This is a genomic window from Yimella sp. cx-51, assembly GCF_017654605.1.
GTDB lineage: Bacteria > Actinomycetota > Actinomycetes > Actinomycetales > Dermatophilaceae > Yimella.
Map to the genome: position 1 here is coordinate 974,165 of NZ_CP072113.1, position 19,577 is coordinate 993,741.

A 19,577-nucleotide genomic window follows, 5' to 3' on the forward strand; every position below is an offset into this window, starting at 1 on the left:
GTGGTTGACAGACTCACTTCGCTCGACGCATCCTTCCTCTACCTCGAGGACGCCGCCATGCCCATGCACGTCGGCTCCGTCATGGTCTTCGACCCTCCCAAGGAGGGCTTCGACTACGAGAACATCATCGACCTCGTCAGCAACCGCATCGCGTTCGTGCCGCGCTACCGGCAGCGTGTGCAGCACACGCCCGGGCGCATCAGCAACCCGGTGTGGGTCGACGACGCCGACTTCGACATCACCTATCACGTGCGTCGTTCGGCGCTGCCCAAACCAGGGTCGGTCGCGCAGTTGGAGGAGTTCGTCGGTCGTATCCAGGCGCGTGCCCTCGACCGGGATCGGCCGTTGTGGGAGCTCTACCTCGTGGAAGGGCTCGAACGCGGACGGTTCGCAATCGTCACCAAGACCCACCAGGCGCTCGTCGACGGCGTCAACGCCATCGACATCGGGCAGGTCATCGTCGACCCGGACGCCGGTCGCGAAGACCAGATCCCGCACACCTGGCGCGCCCGCCCTGCCCCCAGCGGTCTCGAACTCATCGCTGACGGCATCTGGTCGATGGTCCGCAGCCCCGGTCGGGTGATCCAGGACAGCGTGCACACCGTCTCCAACATGCACACCCTCACCCGTCGCGTCGCCGGATCGGCGACCGATCTGCTCGGGATGCTCGCGCGCACCGCAGCCCGCCCGGCACCCCACAGCCCGCTCAACACCGCCATCGGCGGCTACCGCCGGTACGTGATGCTGGAGAGCAAGCTCGGCGATTACCAGAAGGTGCGTACGCGCATCACCAAGGGCAACGGCAACGAACACGTCACCGTGCACGACGTCGTCCTTGCCGCAGTCACCGGAGGTCTGCGGGCGTGGCTGATGGCGCGCGGCCAGGCCGTCGACAGCGGCGCGACGATCCGCGCGATGGTGCCGGTGAGCACCCACAGCGTCGGTGACGACGACGAGCAGGATCAGGTGACCGCCTGCTTCGTCGACCTTCCAGTGGGCGAGCCCAACGCCCGCATGCGACTGCACCAGATCGCGTATTCGATGCAGCAACAGGTCGATTCCCGCACCGCCGTCGGTGCCCGTTCGTTGTCGAGCCTCTCCGGGTTCGCGCCGCCCACCCTGCACTCCCTCGGAGCACGTCTGGGCAATGCGATGTCGCGACGCATGTTCAACCTCGTGATCACCAATGTGCCCGGGCCGCAGCAGGCTCTCTACGCAGCTGACGCCGAGATGGTCGGCTCCTACCCGGTGATTCCCCTGGCCAAGGGTCAGGCGCTCGCGATCGGACTCACCTCCTACAACGGCAAGGTCTACTTCGGCCTCACCGCCGATCGCGACTCCATGCCGGATGTCGAGATGCTCGGTCAGTGCATCGAGGAAGCGCTGGCCGAACTGGTCACCGAGAGCTGAGGACACCATGTCGACCATGCGACGCGTCTACCTCCCACTGCACACCGACGACCTGCGGACGTTGTCCGACAGCAGGTCACTGTCCGCTGACAGCCTCGACGGCTTCGCCGTCACCGACGCTGTTCGCGCGCAGTCGTCAGGGGCCGACGACGAAGAGCAGCACGAGTACGCAGCCATGCAGGACGCCGCCCTCTGCGCGATCGCCGAGGATGCTCCGGTCGTCGGTGCGGTCGATGTTGCTGAGAGCGCAGTGGTCGACGGCGACTCCGACGCGAAGGTCACGGTGCGAGGGCCGCTGCTGCTCAAGCGTTTTGCCAGCTTCCACCTCATCGACCGCGCGGCTGCCGCAGCAGACCCGGATGAGGAGATCGAGCTGTCGTGGTTCGACGCCACCGAGCTTGCGCTCGTCATGGAAGTGCTCGACCAGCAGTAGCCCAGAGCACAACGCGGCGCCTCCAGCGAACAGGCGCCGCGTTTGTACGTTCCTGCGTTTGCGAACCAGTCACGGCGGTCTCGACGACGACGAATGTGGGTCTGACACGATGGATGAACATTCGAAGCCGAACGTCATCGACCAGGAGCCACCTTTCATGGACGCAGTGACAACCCCGCCCGCACCGATCAACGAGCCGGTTCTGGACTACGCGCCGGGCAGCCTGGAGCGGGCGAATCTGGAGCTGGCGTTGCAGCAGATCGGCAGCGAGCAGGTCGACCTCCCGCACACCATCGCCGGCAAGCGCGTCATGGGCGGCGGACGGGCGATCGGGGTGCGGCAACCGCACGATCACCGGTCTGTGCTGGGCACCATGAAGAACGCCACCGTGGGCGATGCGCAGGCTGCGGTGCGGGCCGCCAAGGATGCCGCACCGGCCTGGAGGGCGCTGAGCTTCGACGACCGGGCAGCGATCATCCTCAAGGCCGCGGACCTGCTCGCCGGCCCATATCGACAGCGCCTCAACGCCGCAACGATGCTGGGCCAGAGCAAGACCTGTTACCAGGCGGAGATCGACTCGGCCTGCGAGCTGATCGATTTCTGGCGGTTCAACGTCCACTTCGCCCGGCAGATCTTGGCCGAGCAGCCGCCGGCCAACGCGCGCGGCATCTGGAACCGCACCGACCACCGGCCGCTCGAAGGCTTCGTCTACGCGATCACGCCCTTCAACTTCACGGCCATCGCCGGCAACCTGCCGACGGCGCCGGCTCTCATGGGCAACACGGTGGTCTGGAAGCCCAGCCCCACCCAGCAGCGTGCCGCGCAGGTGACGATGGAACTGCTCGAAGAGGCCGGCATGCCAGCGGGCGTCATCAACATGGTCACTGGTGACGGACTCAACGTCAGCAAGGTGGCGCTCGCCGATGCCGACCTGGCCGGCATCCACTTCACCGGCTCCACCCCGACCTTCCAGCACCTGTGGCAGGAGGTGGGTTCGCGCCTCTCGACCTATCGCACCTACCCCCGGCTCGTGGGGGAGACCGGCGGCAAGGACTTCATCCTGGCCCACCCCTCGGCCGACCCGGACGTCCTGCGCACGGCGATGATCCGCGGCGCCTTCGAGTACCAAGGGCAGAAGTGTTCGGCGGCGAGTCGGGCGTACGTGCCGGCGTCGCTGTGGAAGAAAATCAAGGACGATCTGGTGTCGATCACCGACGGGATCCTGCAGGGCGATGTGCGCGACTTCGGCAATTTCATGGGCGCGGTGATCGACGACAAGGCCTTCGCCAAGCACAAGGAAGCCATCGACATGGCGCACTCGCACAAGGACATCTCGGTGCTCGCCGGTGGCACCTACGACGACTCGGTCGGCTACTTCGTGCGTCCCACCGTGCTGGAGGTCGGTGACCCCGACAACGCGGTCTTCTCCACCGAGTACTTCGGCCCGATCCTCGCGGTGCACGTCTACCCCGACCGGCAGTTCGACAAGGTGCTCGACCAGATGGAATCGGTGGCGCCCTACGCACTCACCGGCTCGATCATCGCCCAGGACCGCGCCGTGATCGCGGACGCCACCGCGCGCCTGCGCTTCGCCGCCGGCAACTTCTACATCAACGACAAGCCCACCGGTGCCGTCGTTGGCCAGCAGCCTTTCGGCGGTGGCCGCGCCAGCGGTACCAATGACAAGGCCGGTTCCGCGGCCAACCTGATGCGCTGGACCAGCCCGCGCTCCATCAAGGAGACCTTCGTGCCGCCGACGTCCTACGAATACCCCCACATGGGCTGAACCCGATTCACACGCGGGTCGGACGCCAGTGAGGCGAGCGGCGGCTCACGGGCTGACCCGCAGGCCGGGCCCCGGACGGGCTCAGAACACCGATCGCGTTGGAAACCCTTTGGGCTCCAACGCGATCGGTGTTCTGAGCTACGTGGTCAGCGCTCGGCCAGATAGGCGAGGCCGACCTCCTCCTCGAGCACGAGGGCCTGGACGAAGGAGGGAGCCGCGGCCTTCTCGATGCGGCCACCGATGATCGGGATGCCGCCTTTGAGATCACCGATCACAGACAGCCGCGTCTCGTGCTCCGACGACGGAGTCAGCGTGACCGTGCCGTTCATCGATGCCGGGGTGCCCTTGACGTCCACGGCGAGATCAGCCGTGCGTGCACCGTCAGCGGCGGCCGGTCCCCAGTTCTGTGTCTCCACGACGGTGATCGTCTTGCCGACCATGGCTCGGATGTTCTCCGGGAAGGCGTCGGTGGGCAGCACGCGCGAGACGGTGATCACCGCGCCGTCCGAGGTCTGGGCCAGGTCGACGGTGCCGCCGTCGGTGCTGGTCGCTTCGGCCTTGCGGCGCTGGTATGCCTCGTCGGTGATCATCGCGTAGACGTCGGTGACGGATGCCGGGTAGGTCCAGGAGCGCTCGATCTTCATGCGCGCAGAATAGCCAGCACCTGCCGCTGCAGGATGCGTTCGGCTCGCGCCACGCGTGCGGCCCGGGTATCGGCGGGCGCACTGCCACCCGGCACCAGCCCGCGCAGATCCTCGGCGTGCTTGCTCAGCGCGGACGCGAGGGCTTCGACCATGTCGGTGAGCCGTTGGCCGATCATGCGCAGACTTTCGTCGCCGAGGTCGTCCACGATCCCTTGCAGCAACCTGCCGATCCGTCGCAGGTCGTAGCCGGCAGCACTCAGACCGGTACAGTCCGGCGGCGCCGAGCCGAGCGGGCGGAAACCGTCCTCGGGATCGATCTCGTCGGCAAGGGTCAACTGCGGCAGCGGTCCGCCGAACATCGCGTCGTGCCAGGACAGCAGAGCCTCGGCCACCTGCTCGAGCGCTTGGTTGATGGTGTCGGTGGTCGTGCCGGTGACCGCCTCCGGCTGCACCGCCAGCAGCCGTGGCACCACCGAGGCGAGGCGTCGCGCGACGGGGTGCGGGTCGGCTGGCGCTTCGGCGGGAAAGGACATGGCCGACAGGGTACGCCGCGCCCGAACTGTGGCGTAGTTCACACAGGCGATATGGTCGCCAGTGGCGTACAACGACGTGCGTCACACATCGCACCCACGAGGTTGTTAGCTCAATGTCTGGTGACCCCCAGGACGTTTCCCTGCGTGAGAACGCATCCACCGATTGTGTCGACGGGGGGTGCACCGAGCAGTTGAGCGAGCGGTATTTCCGCCATGTTGCACCCGAAGACCGGGACGCGATCGGCCCCGCCAACCTGCACGGCCTGGTGCACACCCATGTCGAGTTGGCCAGGCACAGGCCACCCGGCCGGGCCAATGTGCAGCTGATCAGGCCGACGTCGGACGTCCACGGTTGGAATTCCTCGTACGCCGCGCTGCAGATCGTCACCGACGACATGCCCTTCCTGGTCGACTCGGTGACAGCGGCGTTGGCTGCCCGAGGGCGCAAGGTGCACATGGTCATCCACCCACAGATCTGGGTGGAGCGTGACGCAGCCGGGACGCTGGTGCGCGCGCTCGAGGTCGATGAGCAGCCCGCCGGGATGTCTCCCACGATCGAGTCGTGGATGCATCTGCAGATCGACCTCGGCGCTGACACCAGCACCGATGACGAACTGGTCAAGGCCGTTCACGGTGTGCTCGACGATGTTCGTGACGCCGTGGCCGACTGGGAGAAGATGCGCACTCAGTGCGACGTCATCATCGCCGACCTCGAGGCCAATCCGCCCAGTTCGGTGCGGCCCGACATCATCGAGCGCACCCAGGCATTCCTGCGGTGGTTGGCCGACGAACACTTCACCTTCCTGGGTTACCGGGAGTACGCACTCGACATCGTCGACGGTGAAGATGTGCTGCGCGGCGTCTCGGGCACCGGCCTCGGGCTGCTGCGTTACGACGCGCCGTCCTCGCAGGCCTTCTCGCGCCTGACCCCGCATGCGCGCCGCACGGCGCGCGAACCGCACCTGATCACGGTGACCAAGGCGAACTCGCGTTCCACGGTGCACCGACCGGCTCACCTGGACTACATCGGTCTGCGCACCTTCGACGAGCAGGGCAACGTGATCGGTGAGCGCCGGTTCCTCGGCCTGTTCTCCTCAAGTGCGTACCTGGAGTCGGTGCGACGCATCCCAATTCTTCGTGAGCGCACCGGCGCGGTGATCGACGCCTCCGGGTACGCGCTCGACAGCCACTCCGGCAAAGACCTGCTACGCATCCTGGAGACCTATCCGCGCGACGAACTGTTCCAACTGCGTACCGAGGAGTTGCAGTCGGTTGCCGATCAGGTGCTCCGGGTGCAGGAACGCCGCATCCCGTACGTGCTGCGCCGGGATGACGAGTTCGGGCGTTTCGCCAGCTTCATGGTCTACATCCCGCGCGATCGGTACACCACCCGTGTGCGCCTGGCGATGGCCGACATTTTGCAGCGCGCCTTCGGAGCGGAATCGATCGACTACACGACCAATGTCAGTGATTCCGAGCTGGCCCGCATCCACTTCGTGGTGCGCTTCGAGCCGGGCCCCGAACGGCCCGAGGTCGACGACGCGAAGTTGCGCGACGACCTCTTGCGCTCCACCCAGACCTGGTCGGAGCAGCTGGGCATGCACGCCAGGGAAGAAGACGGCGAGGACTCCTCGGCCCGAGTGATGTCGTTGTACGCCAATGCGTTTCCGGAGGCGTACAAGGAAGACTTCGGCCCCCGTCAGGGCGTGGCCGATCTGCGCCACATCGAAGCACTGCAGGACGCCGACGACACCCGGTTGACGCTCTACCGCGACCCCACTGCCGACCCGCGCGAGCGGCGGTTCAAGCTGTTCCGGCGCAACTCCGTCGTGCTGACCGACATCATGCCGATTTTCACCGATCTTGGCGTGCAGGTCACCGACGAGCGTCCCTATTCCATGAACCGCGCCGACGGCGAACTCATCCACATCTACGACTTCGGTCTGCGCGCGCCCTCGGCGCAGATCTGGGGTAGTGACGAGGAAGTGACCTCGGTCCGCGAACGTTTCCAGGACGCCTTCGCGGCCGTCTGGGAGAAGCGTGGCGAGAGCGACGGGCTCAATGCGCTCGTGTTGGCCGGTGGCCTCACCTCCCGCCAGGTGACCAGGCTCCGTGCGCTGTCGCGTTACCTGCGTCAGGTGGGCCTGCCCTTCAGCCAGGAGTACGTCGAGCAAGCTCTGGTGGCGAACGTCGAGCTCACCGGTGAACTGGTGGCTCTCTTCGAAGCCCGCTTCGATCCCGAACTCGCCGGTGACCGCGCTGCCGAGCAGGCGCAGATCAACGAGCGCATCGACGAGGGCCTGGCGCAGGTTGCCAGCCTCGACCACGACCGGATCCTGCGCACGTTCCGGGGCGCGATCATGGCCATCCTGCGTACGAATGCCTACCAGGACGACCGCGAGGTCATCAGCTTCAAGATCTACTGCGCAGCGGTGCCGGGCATGCCGCATCCGCGCCCGAAGTTCGAGATCTGGGTCTACAGCCCGCGCGTCGAGGGCGTCCACCTGCGCTTCGGCAAGGTGGCCCGCGGAGGCCTGCGCTGGAGTGATCGTCGCGAAGACTTCCGCACCGAGGTGCTCGGCCTGGTCAAGGCACAGATGGTCAAGAACGCCGTCATCGTGCCGAGCGGCTCCAAGGGTGGTTTCTACGCCAAGCAGTTGCCGAGCCCGAGCGATCGGGACGCCTGGATGGCTGAGGGCATCGAGGCCTACAAGCGGTTCATCGGCGGCATGCTCGATGTCACCGACAATCTGGTCGACGGCGAGGTCGTGCCACCCACGGATGTCGTGCGCCATGACGAGGACGACACCTACCTGGTGGTCGCGGCCGACAAGGGCACCGCGTCCTTCTCCGACATCGCCAACGGCGTCGCCACCGAGCGAGGATTCTGGCTCGCGGACGCCTTCGCGTCCGGCGGCTCGGCCGGCTACGACCACAAGGGCATGGGCATCACGGCCCGGGGCGCCTGGGAGTCGGTGAAACGGCACTTCCGCGAGATGGGCCATGACACCCAGACCCAGGACTTCACCGTGGTCGGGATCGGCGACATGAGCGGCGACGTCTTCGGCAACGGGATGCTGCTGTCGGAGCACATCCGGCTCGTGGCCGCCTTCGACCACCGCCACATCTTCCTCGACCCCGACCCCGAAGCAGCCGCCTCGCACGCCGAGCGTCGCCGACTCTTCGACCTGCCGCGGTCGTCGTGGGACGACTACGACAGGTCGCTGATCTCCGAGGGTGGTGGCGTCTACCCACGCACCGCGAAGTCGGTGTCGATCACTGCACAGGTGCGCGAGCGTCTCGGCCTCGCTGCCGAGGTCACCGAGATGACACCGTCCGACCTCATCCACGCCATCCTGCAGGCGCCGGTCGACCTGGTGTGGAACGGCGGGATCGGCACCTACATCAAGGCGCAGTCGGAGTCGAACAGCTCGATCGGCGACCGGGCCAACGATGCGATCCGTGTCAATGGCTCCCAACTGCGCTGCAAGGTCGTGGGGGAGGGCGGCAACCTCGGAGCCAGCCAGCTCGGACGCATCGAAGCCGCGTCCAAGGGCGTCCGGATCAATACCGACGCCATCGACAACTCCGCTGGCGTCGACACCTCCGACCACGAGGTCAACATCAAGATCCTGCTCACCGACCTGATGAAGCGGGGACGCTTCGACCTGGATGAGCGCAACGAGATCCTGGTGTCGATGACCGACGAGGTGGGCCGCACCGTGCTGCGCACGAACTACGAGCAGAACACCCTGCTGGGCAACGCTCGGGCACAGACCTCGGTGATGGTCACCGTCCACCAGCGGTTGATCCGCTGGCTGGAGTCGCGTCAGGAACTCGACCGCGCACTCGAATTCCTGCCGTCCGACAGCGAGATCGACGAGCGACTGAAAGCCGACACCGGCCTGACCTCGCCGGAACTCGCCGTCCTGGTCGCCTACGCCAAGTTGGCGTTGAAGACCGATCTGGCGTCGAGCAAGCTGACCGATGACCCGTGGTTCAGCCGCACGTTGGTCGACTACTTCCCGCAGCAGATCCGCGACCGGTTCGCCGGCGAGTTGGAGGATCACCCGTTGAAGCGGGAAATCATCGTCAACTCGGTGGCCAACTCACTGGTCAATCGGGGTGGCATCACCTTTGCCTTCCGGGTGGTCGAGGAGACCGGAGCCTCCGCGGAGCAGATCGCGCGGGCGTACGTCATCGCCCGGGAGGTTTTCGATCTGAGTGGTTTCGTGGCCCAGGTCGAGGCGCTCGACAACGAGATCTCCACCGACGCCCAGACCAAGCTCTACCTGGAGTTCCGACGTCTGCTCGATCGGGCTGCGCGCTGGTTGATCAACAACCGCCCGACCTCGCTCGACATCACCTCCGAGATCGAACGGTTCTCCGGCACGGTGGCTGCGCTGACCGCGCAGGTGCCCGACCTGCTGCGAGGCAGCGAGCGCGAACGCTGGGAGCGCAATCGGTCGGCGTTGGAGCGGGATGGGGTGCCCACGCAGCTGGCAGGACGCGCTGCCGGGCTCCTGGACGTCTTCTCCTTGCTCGACGTCAGTGAACTCTCGATCGCCACGAAGGAGGAACCCTCCGCCGTGGCCGGGGTCTACTTCGCGGTGTCGGAACGGGTCGGTATCGACACCATGCTCGGCGCGGTATCGGCATTGCCCCGAGAGGACCGGTGGGATTCATTGGCCCGCGGAGCCATGCGGGACGATCTCTATGTCGTTCTCGAGTCATTCACTGCGGCGGTGCTCGCCGGCACACCCAGCGACGCCGATCCGGCGGATCGGGTGGCTCAGTGGCTTGAGGAGAATCCCGACTCCGTCGGCCGCGCATTGTCCGGGCTCGACGCGATCAAGGCATTGCCCCACCCGAGCCTTGCTCCGTTGTCCGTGGCGTTGCGCACCCTGCGCGGAGCGATCCGTTCGGGCAGCGCCAGCTAACTGCATGACGAGTCACGAGCCCACCCGCCGGTCATCGGCGGGTGGGCTCCGCTCTTGCCGGGCTGCCTGCGAACCTCTCCACTGCGGGTGGCACGCTGATCGCGACAGCGCACCACCTCGGCGCGGAAGGACGACATGCCCACTCTGAATGACGTGCTGGGTCATCACGGCGTGAGTGAGGACGACTCCGACTGGTTGCACCGGCTGGTCGGTGATTGGCAGCTGATCGCTGACCTCTCCTTCGCCGACCTGGTGTTGTGGGTGCGAACCGACGCCGATGACTGGCTGGCCGCCGCACACGTACGACCGACCACCGGGGTCGGGGTGTTTCCCGAGGACATGGTGGCGACGAGGATCGCCGCCGCGCGTACCCGCATGGTGCGCAGCGCCCACGACCAGCAGCAGATCGTGCGCGCGGGCCAGACCGTGTGGCGCGACGACATGCCGATCCGCGAGGAAGCGATCCCGGTCGTTCGCGGCGATCGCACCGTCGCCGTCCTGACCCGCCACACCAATCTCGCGTCGATGCGCACTCCCAGTCGGCTGGAAGTCACCTACCTCGCGACCGCCGATGCGCTCGCCCGCATGATCGCCGCCGGAGCCTTCCCCCAGAGCGAACCGATCGCCAACGTCCGCCGTGGCGCGCCGAGGGTCGGCGACGGCGTCCTGCGGCTGAGCGCCGACGGCATGGTCAGCTATGCCAGCCCCAACGCGGTGTCGGCGGTGCACCGGCTCGGACACGAGGGTGATGTGATCGGCGTACACCTGGCTTCCGCGGTTCACGCGCTCCTGCCGCCGCGTCAACTCGCGGACGAGGATCTCGGACAGATCCTGCAGGGACGGGTCGCACACCGCGGCGAGGCCCAGACACGTTCGGCCACCGTCATGTTCCGCTCCATCCCTCTGGTGGAGACCGAGACAGCGGCCGAGTCACGCACGGGGGCAGTGCTGCTCGTGCGTGACGTGAGTGAACTGCGGCGCCGGGAACAGGAACTGGCCACCAAGGACGTCACGATCCGCGAGATCCATCACCGGGTGAAGAACAACCTGCAAACCGTCGCCGCGGTGCTTCGCCTCCAGGCGCGGCGCATCGACGACACTGTGGCACGGGCGGCCCTGGGCGACGCGGTGCGGCGGGTGGCCACGATTGCTTCCGTACACGAGACGCTCTCCTCGCGGCTGGACGACCAGCTCGACTTCGACGACGTGGCCAGACAGGGTCTGCAGGCCGCACTGGAACTCGGCAATCGTGGGGGAGTGCAGGTGACCGGACGCCTGGAAGGCACCTTCGGTGTCTTGCGCTCGGAGGACGCCACGGCGCTGGCGATGGTGCTGGCCGAACTCGTCCAGAACGCCGTGGAACACGGTCTCGCCGAGCAGGACGGCACGGTCGTGGTGGACGTGCTTCGCACGATGCGTGGCGAGGGCGACCTGCTGAGCGTCGAGGTGCGCGACGACGGCGCCGGGCTACCCGGCGACTTCGACCCTGGCCGGTCGGGCCTGGGCACCCAGATCGTGCGCTCGCTGGTCACCGATCTCGGCGGTGACATCACGTGGAGCGCCACGACGAACGGCACCGCCGTGAAATTCACGGCGGTGCTTCGTGAGACTTCTGACGGTCGCTGACCGTCGACGGTGCGTCAGCCGGCGCGTCGTGCGCGTGCGTTGCGACGCTTCATCGCGCGGCGTTCGTCCTCCGACAGGCCACCCCAGACTCCGGCGTCCTGGCCGGATTCGATGGCCCACTTCAGACAGGTGTCGATGACGTCGCAGCGACGACAGACGGCCTTGGCGTCCTCGATCTGCTGCAATGCCGGACCGGTGTTCCCGATCGGGAAGAACAGCTCGGGGTCCTCGTCCAGGCAGGCAGCGCGGTCGCGCCAATCCATAGTCGTCCTACTCCTTCGATTCGTATGGCCATCGCCTCGGGTGCGTGTCGATGTGCCGGGTCCGCAGGTGTGTACCCGTGCGTGGGTGGTAGATCAGGGTCGGTACGCTGTTGGTGGGCGCGCCGACGATCAAGGCTCACAGATCGCCATGTGTTGCACAAGGGGTTTGCGCGAATTCATTTGACTTCGAAGGTGAGTCATTCATCACACCACGCCCGAATTTCGCGAAAACACGAGGTTTAACGTGCCCGCTGACACCATCCGTCCGCTGCTTGCACCCGGCCTGATGGCCGTCCAGACAGTCGGTCTGATCGCCTTCGCTCTTTGGTCCGGTATTGACGGCGGATCAGCCCGGTCATGGTCTTTCGCTGCCACTCTCATCGTGCTCGCGGCGTGCACCGCAGTGCTCGCCTTCCTGCTCAGCCAGCGCCGCGCGGCAGCCCGCACCCCCACGCTCCTGTGGAACGCTCTGCTGGTGCCGATCGGGTTCAGCGTCGGCGACGGGGGAGCGCCCTGGGTGGGGTGGTTGATCATTGGGCTCGCGGCAGCGACCTTCGTAGCCACGTTGCTGGTGCCCACCGAACCGGCCGACTGACGGGGCTGGATGCCCTTGCCGACGTAGGGTGAGCGCATGCGACGAATGTGGGCGGGCCTCTTGGCGGTGGCGTGGCTCGCAGTGTTGGTCGGCTTGCCCATGGCGCCGGCTCGAGCTGCTGGCGGCGAACGCATCCTCGACTTCGACGTCAGGTACGAGCTCAACGCCGACGGCTCGGTCGCCGTCACCGAGACGCTGAAGTACCAATTCGTCGGTGACCAGTCGCACGGCATCAAACGCGCGATCATCACCTCCCAGGGCTACGACCCCGAGCCCGACAAGTACCGGGTGTACCCGATGTCTGACGTCAAGGTCACCAGCCCGACCGGCGCACCCTCCGCAGTCGATTTGTCCGACTTCGGGGCGATGACGGTCATCCGCGTCGGTTCACCCACCCGCACGGTGCGCGGCGTGCAGACCTATGTGGTCAAGTACAAGCTCGGTTCGGTGGTCAACAAGCAGCAGGACGACGTCGAGTTCTACTGGAACGCAACGGGATCGCAGACCGGCGTACCTACTGACAAGGTGAGCGTCACCGTCGTCGGTCCGAGCTCCACTGCGGCGACGAAGGCGGTGTGCTTCTACGGCGTCACCCGTTCGGACGACCCGTGCCAGGCAACGCCCGGCAGCCCCTCCACCTACTCGGCCAGCGGCCTCCAGCCCTACCAGCAGGTGACGATCGCGGCCGCCTTCCCCGGTTCGTCCTTCAGCAACCCCGCCCCGAAACTGGAGCAGGGGAGTATCGACGACTCGCAGACCGGCGGCGGATCGTCGATGTCGCCGGAGACCGAACGCACCCTGGGGGCCGTCGGACTCGGCGCCGGCGTCGCACTCCCGTTGGCTGCCGCCGGCCTGATGGGTGCGGCGGTCTGGAAGCGCGGGCGCGACGAGCGGTACGCCGCCATGGCACCCGGTCTCGAACCCGAGGCAGGGATGGACGACACCGTCCAGCGCGGCGGCAAGCAGACCGTGGTGGTGCAGTTCCAACCTCCTGCCGGCGTCCGTCCGGGCCTGATGGGCACCGTCATCGACGAGGAAGCGGGCACGGTCGATGTGTCGGCGACAATCGTCGACCTCGCCGTTCGCGGGTTCCTGCGGATGGAGGAGATGGGGTCAGGCGGCCGCTTCGGCAAGAGCGACTGGCAGCTCACCTATCTCGGCATGCCCGAAGGCGATTCGCTCCTGCCCTACGAGCGCACGTTGCTCGATGGGCTCTTCCAGCTCGGCTCGCCGGTGTTGCTGTCGGAGCTGAAGAACCACTTCAAGCCGACGCTCACCCAAGCGCAGAGCCAGATGTACACCGAGGTCGTCCAGCGAGGCTGGTTCCGGCGTTCCCCGCAGACGGTGCGCGGCCAGTTCATGATGGGCGGCATGGCGCTCATCGGTGCCGCCGTCTTCGGTTTCGTCATGCTTCCAGCACTGAGCTCGCTGATGATCGGACTGCCGATCGGCCTGGCGCTCGCCGGAGCGATCGTCATCGTCATGGGTCGCAAGATGGCTTCCCGAACGGCGCGCGGCTCCGCCGTCACCGCGCAGAGCATGGGCTTTCGCGAATACCTGGTGACCGCTGAGGCCGACAAGATCAGGTTCGAGGAGGCCGAGCAGATCTTCAGCCGCTACATGCCGTACGCGGTGGTGTTCGGCGTCGCCGAGCAGTGGGCCAAGAAGTTCGAACAGGTCGCCCGCGCCGCCGAGGCCGCGGGTCAGCCGCTGATGATGCCGGTCTGGTACATCCCGATCGGTGGCGACTTCGGCGGGATCGCCGGAGGGATCGATGATTTCGGCACGGTGTCGGCGGGCACTTTCGTCTCCACGCCCGGATCTTCTGGCGGGTCGGCCTTCGGCGGAGGTGGATTCAGTGGCGGAGGCGGCTTCTCCGGTGGTGGCGGTGGAGGCGGCGGCACCAGCAGCTGGTGATGCTCCACCCAGTGCTCCGGCGCTGCCGGGGAATTGGTTGGTCCTTCCCGCCGTTGGACCGATAAGCTCCAACAGTTGACAACTCCACAGCGTGACGTGCCTGCACGGGTGCCCTTCACCGGGCACACCATGAACTCGGGGGTGATCGGTTTCGACGTTGATCACCGACGAGGGAGAAGCGGGTCGAGGATGCACGGTTATCTCGTAAACGCCCCGTGCAAACCAATAGGTGCCAACAACAAGCGCACCGACTTCGCCCTCGCCGCCTGAGCGAGCCTCGAAGTCCGTCAGCCTGAGTTAGTTCTCGCCTCAGAGTCTGGCGTCAGCTAGAGAACTTGCTGCGTCGTCATGTCGGGGGACGACGCGGGACTTCTACTCGACTGGGCCTGTCAGGGAAGGTGTGCGCGCCAGCCCTGGGGCCGAGAAAATCCACAGCGCACTGCACCCGGAGAAGTCCCTTCTCGTGGTGAGCGGACGCGGGTTCGATTCCCGCCACCTCCACCACCGAGCGGCACGTCATCAAGAACGCCTCGCCCGTCAGGGCGAGGCTTTCTTGTTGTGCATGGACTCTCACTCGTCAGTCGGCCCAGTCCCAGGTGACCTGGAGGCGGGCGTCGATTGACACCTGACCGGGCGCGAACGCGTCCGCTTTGCCGGCGGCCATCAGGGAGCGGCCATATATTTCCGGGCCGCCGGAGGCGTCGAGGGTGGTGATCGATCGCACCGCCCCGAGTGAACGGCCGGCCTGTCGTGCGAGCTGTTCGGCCTGCGCTGCGGCATCGGCGAAGGCATCGTTCTGGGCCTGGAGCTGCGCCTGCGAAGGGTCGTTTGCGTACACCTCGACGTTGTCGATCCGCAGCGCGTCGCCGACTGCTCGGCCGAGCCGTTCGAGCAGCTCACCGGCTTGTTCGATGTTGTCGGTGACCGCGCAGAAGCGTTGTCGCGCAACGTAACCCACCACCTGCTGCTGGTCGCCCCACCGGGCGTCCACCGACATGCCGACGGTCTGCACGAGGCGATCGTCGATGCCTGCGTCGCGCAAGGTTGAGCGCAGCGTGCGAGCTGCCTCGGCTGAACGGCTGAGTGCGTCCGCCCCCGACTCGGCCTGCTGTTCGACGGCCAGATGGAGGCGTACTCGATCGGACGCGGTGGAGACGGTGGCGCGGCCGACGACGGTTACTCCGGAGTTGGTTGGCTGCATGGAGCAAGCGTGTCATGCGGGTCGGTGTTGCACCACGGTTCGAACAGGGTAAGAAAGACGCATGACTGCGATGCCTTCCGTTTCGAACTCGATCACCGTCCGACTGGAAGTGCCTGGCCGCGCCACTGCGATCAGCGAGTTGACCGGAGCGATCGAGCGAACCGGTGGCCTCATCACCGGTTTGGACATCACCTCCTCCGACACCGACCGCTTGCGGATCGACGTAACGGTGGCAGCGCGCGACGGTGACCACGCTGGCGAGATCGTCGAAGCGATGCGCGGCGTGCACGGCGTCGTGGTGCACAAGGTCAGCGACCGCACGTTCCTGGCGCACCTGGGCGGCAAGATCGAGATCAAGAGCAAGCAGCCGATCCGCAACCGCGATGACCTGTCGATGGTCTACACCCCGGGTGTGGCACGCGTGTGCATGGCGATCCACGACAACCCCGATGACGCTCGCCGTCTCACGATCAAGCGCAACACCATCGCGGTGGTCACCGACGGCACCGCCGTGCTCGGCCTTGGTGACATCGGCCCGCTGGCCGCGATGCCTGTGATGGAGGGCAAGGCCGCGCTCTTCAAGCGCTTTGCCGACATCGACGCCTTCCCGATCTGCCTCGACACCACGGACACTGAGGAGATCATCGCCACCGTCAAGGCAATTGCACCGGTGTTCGCCGGCATCAACCTCGAGGACATCTCCGCCCCGCGTTGCTTCGACATCGAGCGGCGCCTGCGCGAGGAACTCGACATCCCGGTCTTCCATGACGACCAGCACGGCACCGCGATCGTCGTGCTCGCGGCACTGCGTAATGCACTGCGGGTGGTCGACAAGGAGCTCAAGGACGTCAAGGTCGTGCAGTCGGGCGCCGGCGCCGCCGGCACTGCCATCACGCGTCTCCTGCTGGCTGCGGGCGCGACGAACGTCGTGGTGTCCGACATCAAGGGCGTCGTCTCGCGCGATCGCGAAGACATCGTCGCCGGCGCCGATCCCTTCCTGGGCTGGGTGGCCGAACACACCAACCCAGGCGACTTCTCCGGCACCCTGCGCGAGTCGCTGAAGGACGCCGATGTGTTCATCGGCGTCTCCGGGCCCAACATCCTCACCGGCGACGACATCGCCACGATGAACGAGGACGCGATTGTCTTCGCTCTGGCCAACCCGATGCCCGAGGTCGACCCCAACGACGCCGCGCAGCACGCGACGGTGGTCGCCACCGGCCGCAGTGATTTCGCCAACCAGATCAACAACGTGCTGGTCTTCCCGGGTGTTTTCCGCGGACTGCTGGACGCTGCCGCCGACGGCATCTCCGACAAGATCATGCTGGCGGCCGCTGCAGCACTCGCAGACGTCGTGAGCGCCGACGAGCTCAACCCGGCCTACATCATTCCCAGCGTCTTCCAGCCGGACGTCTCGACCGTCGTGGCCAGGGCGGTGGAGAAGGCCGCGCGCGAGGAACTGGAGGGCGAGAAGCACTCCGCCAAGCAGACCGAGCCCTTCTCCGACGCCGACTGATCTGACCCCAGCCACCCCTGTGGGCGAACTCACGGCCGTTGCGGCGCCGTGGGTTCGGTGGATCTGGCGGTTGCCGCTAGAGTGGTGGCATCCATTTTTCGCGATCTTGCGTTCATCTGTGTGAATCTTCTTGTGGGCGCCGAGATCTATGGCACCAGATGACCCCATCTTCGACAGCAGCGTCAACGCCTGTCGCGCAAGTACATTCGGTCGAAAAGATGACCTTCGTGGGGGTTCTCGTTGCGTGCCCGCAACCAGAAAAGGTAGTGCACGATGCAGCCCAAGAAGAACGCCGGCAAGAAAGCTCGCTGGACCCGTACCCAGAAGAACGAAGTGAAGCGCGGCGAAGTGCGCCGTCCCACCTCCGAGCGTGGCCGCCCGGCCCGCGGTGGCGCCTCGCGCTTCGACAACGACAACCGCGGTGAGCGTCGCTCGTTCGACCGCCGCGACGACAACCGCTCCTTCGAGCGCCGTGATGACCGTGGTGGCTATCAGGGTCGCCGTGACGATAACCGCGGCGAGCGCAGTGGTTACCAGGGCCGTCGGGACGACAGCCGTGGCTTCGAGCGTCGCGACGACAACCGCGGCGAGCGTGGCGGCTACCAGGGTCGCCGTGACGATAACCGCGGCGAGCGCAGTGGTTACCAGGGCCGCCGCGACGACCGTGGTGGTTACCAGGGGCGTCGTGATGACAGCCGTGGCTTCGAGCGTCGTGACGACAACCGCGGCGAGCGGGGTGGCTATCAGGGTCGCCGCGACGACCGTGGTGGTTACCAGGGGCGTCGTGATGACAGCCGTGGCTTTGAGCGCCGTGACGACAACCGTGGTGAGCGGGGTGGCTATCAGGGACGTCGTGATGACAGCCGTGGTGGTTACCAGGGTCGCCGCGACGACCGTCCGTCCGGCGAGCGCAGCGAGTTCCGCGGCCAGCGCCGCTGGGACCGCGATGACAACCGCGGTGGCTACCAGGGACGCCGTGATGACAACCGCGGCGAGCGTGGCGGTTACCAGGGTCGTCGTGATGACAACCGCGGCGAGCGCAGTGGTTCCCAGGGTCGTGACGACCGCCGTTCGTTCGACCGGAACGACCGGCAGAACCGACGCAGCTTCGACTCGCGTCCGCCCCGTTTCGAGGCGCCCGCCGACCGTGCGCCCGACCGTCTCGAGGACGACCTCGAGCCCACCAACGAGGCCTTCGGTTGGGTGGAGCGCCAGGAGACCGACGACGTCGTGACCGCCGAGCCGATCGAGCTGGGGGAGAACGGCTTTGCTGCTCTCGGCCTGCCCGATCTGCTGGTTGCCCGGCTTGCTCGCGATGGCATCACCCAGCCGTTCCCGATCCAGCAGGCTTCGATCCCCGACGCGCTTGAAGGCCGCGATGTGCTCGGCCGCGGCCGCACCGGCTCCGGCAAGACGCTGGCCTTCGGTCTGCCGCTGCTCACCCGTCTCGCCAAGGGCGGTAAGGCCCGTGCCCACCAGCCGCGCTCGATCATCATGGTGCCCACCCGTGAGCTGGCAATGCAGGTCAGCGATGCCCTGCAGCCGCTGGTGCACGTGATCGGCCTGCGCCACAAGCTGGTTGCGGGAGGCATGCCCTACGAGCCGCAGCTGCAAGCTCTCGAGCGTGGCGTCGACGTCCTCGTCGCCACTCCCGGTCGTCTGAAGGACCTCATCGACCGCGGCGCCGCCGATCTGTCGCGCGTCGAGGTGACGGTGCTGGACGAAGCTGACCACATGGCCGAGATGGGCTTCCTCGAAGCGATCGAGGAGATCCTCGACTTCGTGCCGGCCGACGGGCAGCGGTTGCTCTTCTCCGCCACCCTCGACCGCGGCATCGACGGCGTCGTCGAGAAGTACCTCACCGACCCTGCTGAGCACTCCACCGACGATGGCACCGCAACGGTCACGACGATGGCCCACCACGCGCTCCTCATCGAGCCGCGCGACAAGAAGATCGTGACGGCCGAGGTCGCCAACCGTCCGGGCCGCACGGTGGTCTTCGCCCGCACCAAGCTCGGCGCCGACCGCGTCGCCGGTGAACTGCGCGAGTGCGGCGTGATGGCAGCCGCATTGCACGGCGGGCTCAACCAGAGCCAGCGCAACCGCGCACTCTCGGCCTTCCGTGATGGACGTCTGCCCGTGCTGGTCGCCACCGATGTTGCCGCTCGCGGTATCCACGTCGACGACGTGGGTGTCGTGCTGCAGATCGACCCGCCGGCCGACCACAAGGACTACCTGCACCGCTCGGGCCGCACCGCCCGCGCCGGTGAGCAGGGTGTCGTGGTGTCGCTCGTGCTGCCGCACCAGCGCCGCACCGTCCAGCGTCTGCTGGAGCAGGCGGGTGTCGACACCGAACTGCAGAAGACCCGCCCGGGTGACGAGGTCATCGCCGCGACCGGTGGCAGCACGCCCGAGGGCAACCCGATCTCCGACGACGACCTTCAGCAGGTGTTGAACCCCGGCCGTGGACGCGGGCGCGGTGGCGGCGGTGGACGTCGCGGCGGCTACCGCGACGACCGCGGTGGCGGTTACGGCCGTCGCTCCTCCGGTCACGGTGGCGGCTATGGCGGTGGACGCGGACATGGACGTGGTCAGCGTTCGGATCGCCGCTCGTACTGAGCACACGCGCAGCACCCTGAAATCTGCATGACGCAGCGCCCCGGCCATCTTGGCCGGGGCGCTGTTCGCATCCGGCACCCGAACTGCTGCCGGG

General features: G+C 66.8%; 13 protein-coding genes and 1 other RNA gene. 10 read left to right on the forward strand and 4 right to left on the reverse strand.

The window, feature by feature from the left end:
• The 3 genes from J5M86_RS04605 to pruA all read left to right on the forward strand — a co-directional run bounded on the left by J5M86_RS04605 (position 1) and on the right by pruA (position 3,629).
• Positions 1–1,410, forward strand: a complete 1,410-nt coding sequence (locus tag J5M86_RS04605; protein ID WP_188060054.1) for a wax ester/triacylglycerol synthase family O-acyltransferase — start codon at positions 1–3, stop codon at positions 1,408–1,410.
• Positions 1,411–1,426: 16 nt separating this feature from the next.
• The gene (locus tag J5M86_RS04610) at positions 1,427–1,843 is read left to right on the forward strand and encodes a hypothetical protein (protein WP_188060055.1); all 417 of its coding nucleotides are present in this window, start codon (positions 1,427–1,429) and stop codon (positions 1,841–1,843) included.
• Between the two features lie 157 nt (positions 1,844–2,000).
• A complete protein-coding gene (gene pruA / locus J5M86_RS04615; protein WP_188060355.1) occupies positions 2,001–3,629 on the forward strand; it encodes an L-glutamate gamma-semialdehyde dehydrogenase in 1,629 nt (542 codons plus the stop codon).
• Positions 3,630–3,775: 146 nt separating this feature from the next.
• Here pruA and J5M86_RS04620 read toward each other — a convergent pair whose 3' ends face one another.
• Both J5M86_RS04620 and J5M86_RS04625 read right to left on the reverse strand, forming a co-directional pair.
• On the reverse strand, positions 3,776–4,273 hold the full coding sequence (locus tag J5M86_RS04620) for a DUF2505 domain-containing protein (protein ID WP_188060056.1): 498 nt from the start codon (positions 4,271–4,273) through the stop codon (positions 3,776–3,778).
• Positions 4,270–4,806 (reverse strand): hypothetical protein, encoded by a 537-nt coding sequence (locus J5M86_RS04625; protein WP_188060057.1) that lies wholly within the window; start codon positions 4,804–4,806, stop codon positions 4,270–4,272. Before J5M86_RS04625 ends, J5M86_RS04620 begins: the two co-directional genes overlap by 4 nt.
• Before the next feature lie 113 nt (positions 4,807–4,919).
• On the opposite strand from J5M86_RS04625, the gene J5M86_RS04630 reads away from it, so the two are divergent.
• The gene (locus J5M86_RS04630; protein ID WP_188060058.1) at positions 4,920–9,746 is read left to right on the forward strand and encodes an NAD-glutamate dehydrogenase; all 4,827 of its coding nucleotides are present in this window, start codon (positions 4,920–4,922) and stop codon (positions 9,744–9,746) included.
• Between the two features lie 135 nt (positions 9,747–9,881).
• Positions 9,882–11,372 (forward strand): sensor histidine kinase, encoded by a 1,491-nt coding sequence (locus J5M86_RS04635; protein ID WP_188060059.1) that lies wholly within the window; start codon positions 9,882–9,884, stop codon positions 11,370–11,372.
• Between the two features lie 14 nt (positions 11,373–11,386).
• Here J5M86_RS04635 and J5M86_RS04640 read toward each other — a convergent pair whose 3' ends face one another.
• Complete coding sequence (locus J5M86_RS04640) at positions 11,387–11,635, reverse strand: WhiB family transcriptional regulator (protein WP_188060060.1); 249 nt, start codon at positions 11,633–11,635, stop codon at positions 11,387–11,389.
• A 244-nt stretch (positions 11,636–11,879) separates the two neighbouring features.
• On the opposite strand from J5M86_RS04640, the gene J5M86_RS04645 reads away from it, so the two are divergent.
• The 3 genes from J5M86_RS04645 to ssrA all read left to right on the forward strand — a co-directional run bounded on the left by J5M86_RS04645 (position 11,880) and on the right by ssrA (position 14,651).
• Positions 11,880–12,230, forward strand: coding sequence for a hypothetical protein (locus tag J5M86_RS04645; RefSeq protein WP_188060061.1), 351 nt, complete (start codon positions 11,880–11,882; stop codon positions 12,228–12,230).
• A 36-nt stretch (positions 12,231–12,266) separates the two neighbouring features.
• The gene (locus J5M86_RS04650) at positions 12,267–14,147 is read left to right on the forward strand and encodes a DUF2207 domain-containing protein (RefSeq protein WP_188060062.1); all 1,881 of its coding nucleotides are present in this window, start codon (positions 12,267–12,269) and stop codon (positions 14,145–14,147) included.
• A gap of 137 nt (positions 14,148–14,284) precedes the next feature.
• Positions 14,285–14,651: a transfer-messenger RNA gene (gene ssrA, locus J5M86_RS04655) on the forward strand.
• A 73-nt stretch (positions 14,652–14,724) separates the two neighbouring features.
• Here ssrA and J5M86_RS04660 read toward each other — a convergent pair.
• Positions 14,725–15,348 (reverse strand): SIMPL domain-containing protein, encoded by a 624-nt coding sequence (locus J5M86_RS04660; protein WP_188060063.1) that lies wholly within the window; start codon positions 15,346–15,348, stop codon positions 14,725–14,727.
• A gap of 61 nt (positions 15,349–15,409) precedes the next feature.
• Between J5M86_RS04660 and J5M86_RS04665 the strand changes: the two genes are divergently transcribed.
• Positions 15,410–16,864 carry an NAD-dependent malic enzyme gene (locus tag J5M86_RS04665; RefSeq protein ID WP_188060064.1) on the forward strand — a complete coding sequence of 485 codons (1,455 nt, stop codon included), beginning with the start codon at positions 15,410–15,412 and terminating at the stop codon, positions 16,862–16,864.
• A 273-nt stretch (positions 16,865–17,137) separates the two neighbouring features.
• Positions 17,138–19,483 (forward strand): DEAD/DEAH box helicase, encoded by a 2,346-nt coding sequence (locus tag J5M86_RS04670; RefSeq protein ID WP_188060065.1) that lies wholly within the window; start codon positions 17,138–17,140, stop codon positions 19,481–19,483.
• Positions 19,484–19,577: the final 94 nt, after the last annotated feature.

Bases quoted from the DNA above. Each gene is read 5' to 3' on its own strand.
- J5M86_RS04660 (WP_188060063.1), bottom strand. From the start codon at position 15,348: ATGCAGCCAACCAACTCCGGAGTAACCGTCGTCGGCCGCGCCACCGTC.
- J5M86_RS04665 (WP_188060064.1), top strand. From the start codon at position 15,410: ATGACTGCGATGCCTTCCGTTTCGAACTCGATCACCGTCCGACTGGAA.
- J5M86_RS04625 (WP_188060057.1), bottom strand. From the start codon at position 4,806: ATGTCCTTTCCCGCCGAAGCGCCAGCCGACCCGCACCCCGTCGCGCGA.
- J5M86_RS04630 (WP_188060058.1), top strand. From the start codon at position 4,920: ATGTCTGGTGACCCCCAGGACGTTTCCCTGCGTGAGAACGCATCCACC.
- J5M86_RS04635 (WP_188060059.1), top strand. From the start codon at position 9,882: ATGCCCACTCTGAATGACGTGCTGGGTCATCACGGCGTGAGTGAGGAC.
- J5M86_RS04640 (WP_188060060.1), bottom strand. From the start codon at position 11,635: ATGGATTGGCGCGACCGCGCTGCCTGCCTGGACGAGGACCCCGAGCTG.
- J5M86_RS04670 (WP_188060065.1), top strand. From the start codon at position 17,138: ATGCAGCCCAAGAAGAACGCCGGCAAGAAAGCTCGCTGGACCCGTACC.
- J5M86_RS04620 (WP_188060056.1), bottom strand. From the start codon at position 4,273: ATGAAGATCGAGCGCTCCTGGACCTACCCGGCATCCGTCACCGACGTC.
- J5M86_RS04650 (WP_188060062.1), top strand. From the start codon at position 12,267: ATGCGACGAATGTGGGCGGGCCTCTTGGCGGTGGCGTGGCTCGCAGTG.
- pruA (WP_188060355.1), top strand. From the start codon at position 2,001: ATGGACGCAGTGACAACCCCGCCCGCACCGATCAACGAGCCGGTTCTG.
- J5M86_RS04610 (WP_188060055.1), top strand. From the start codon at position 1,427: ATGCGACGCGTCTACCTCCCACTGCACACCGACGACCTGCGGACGTTG.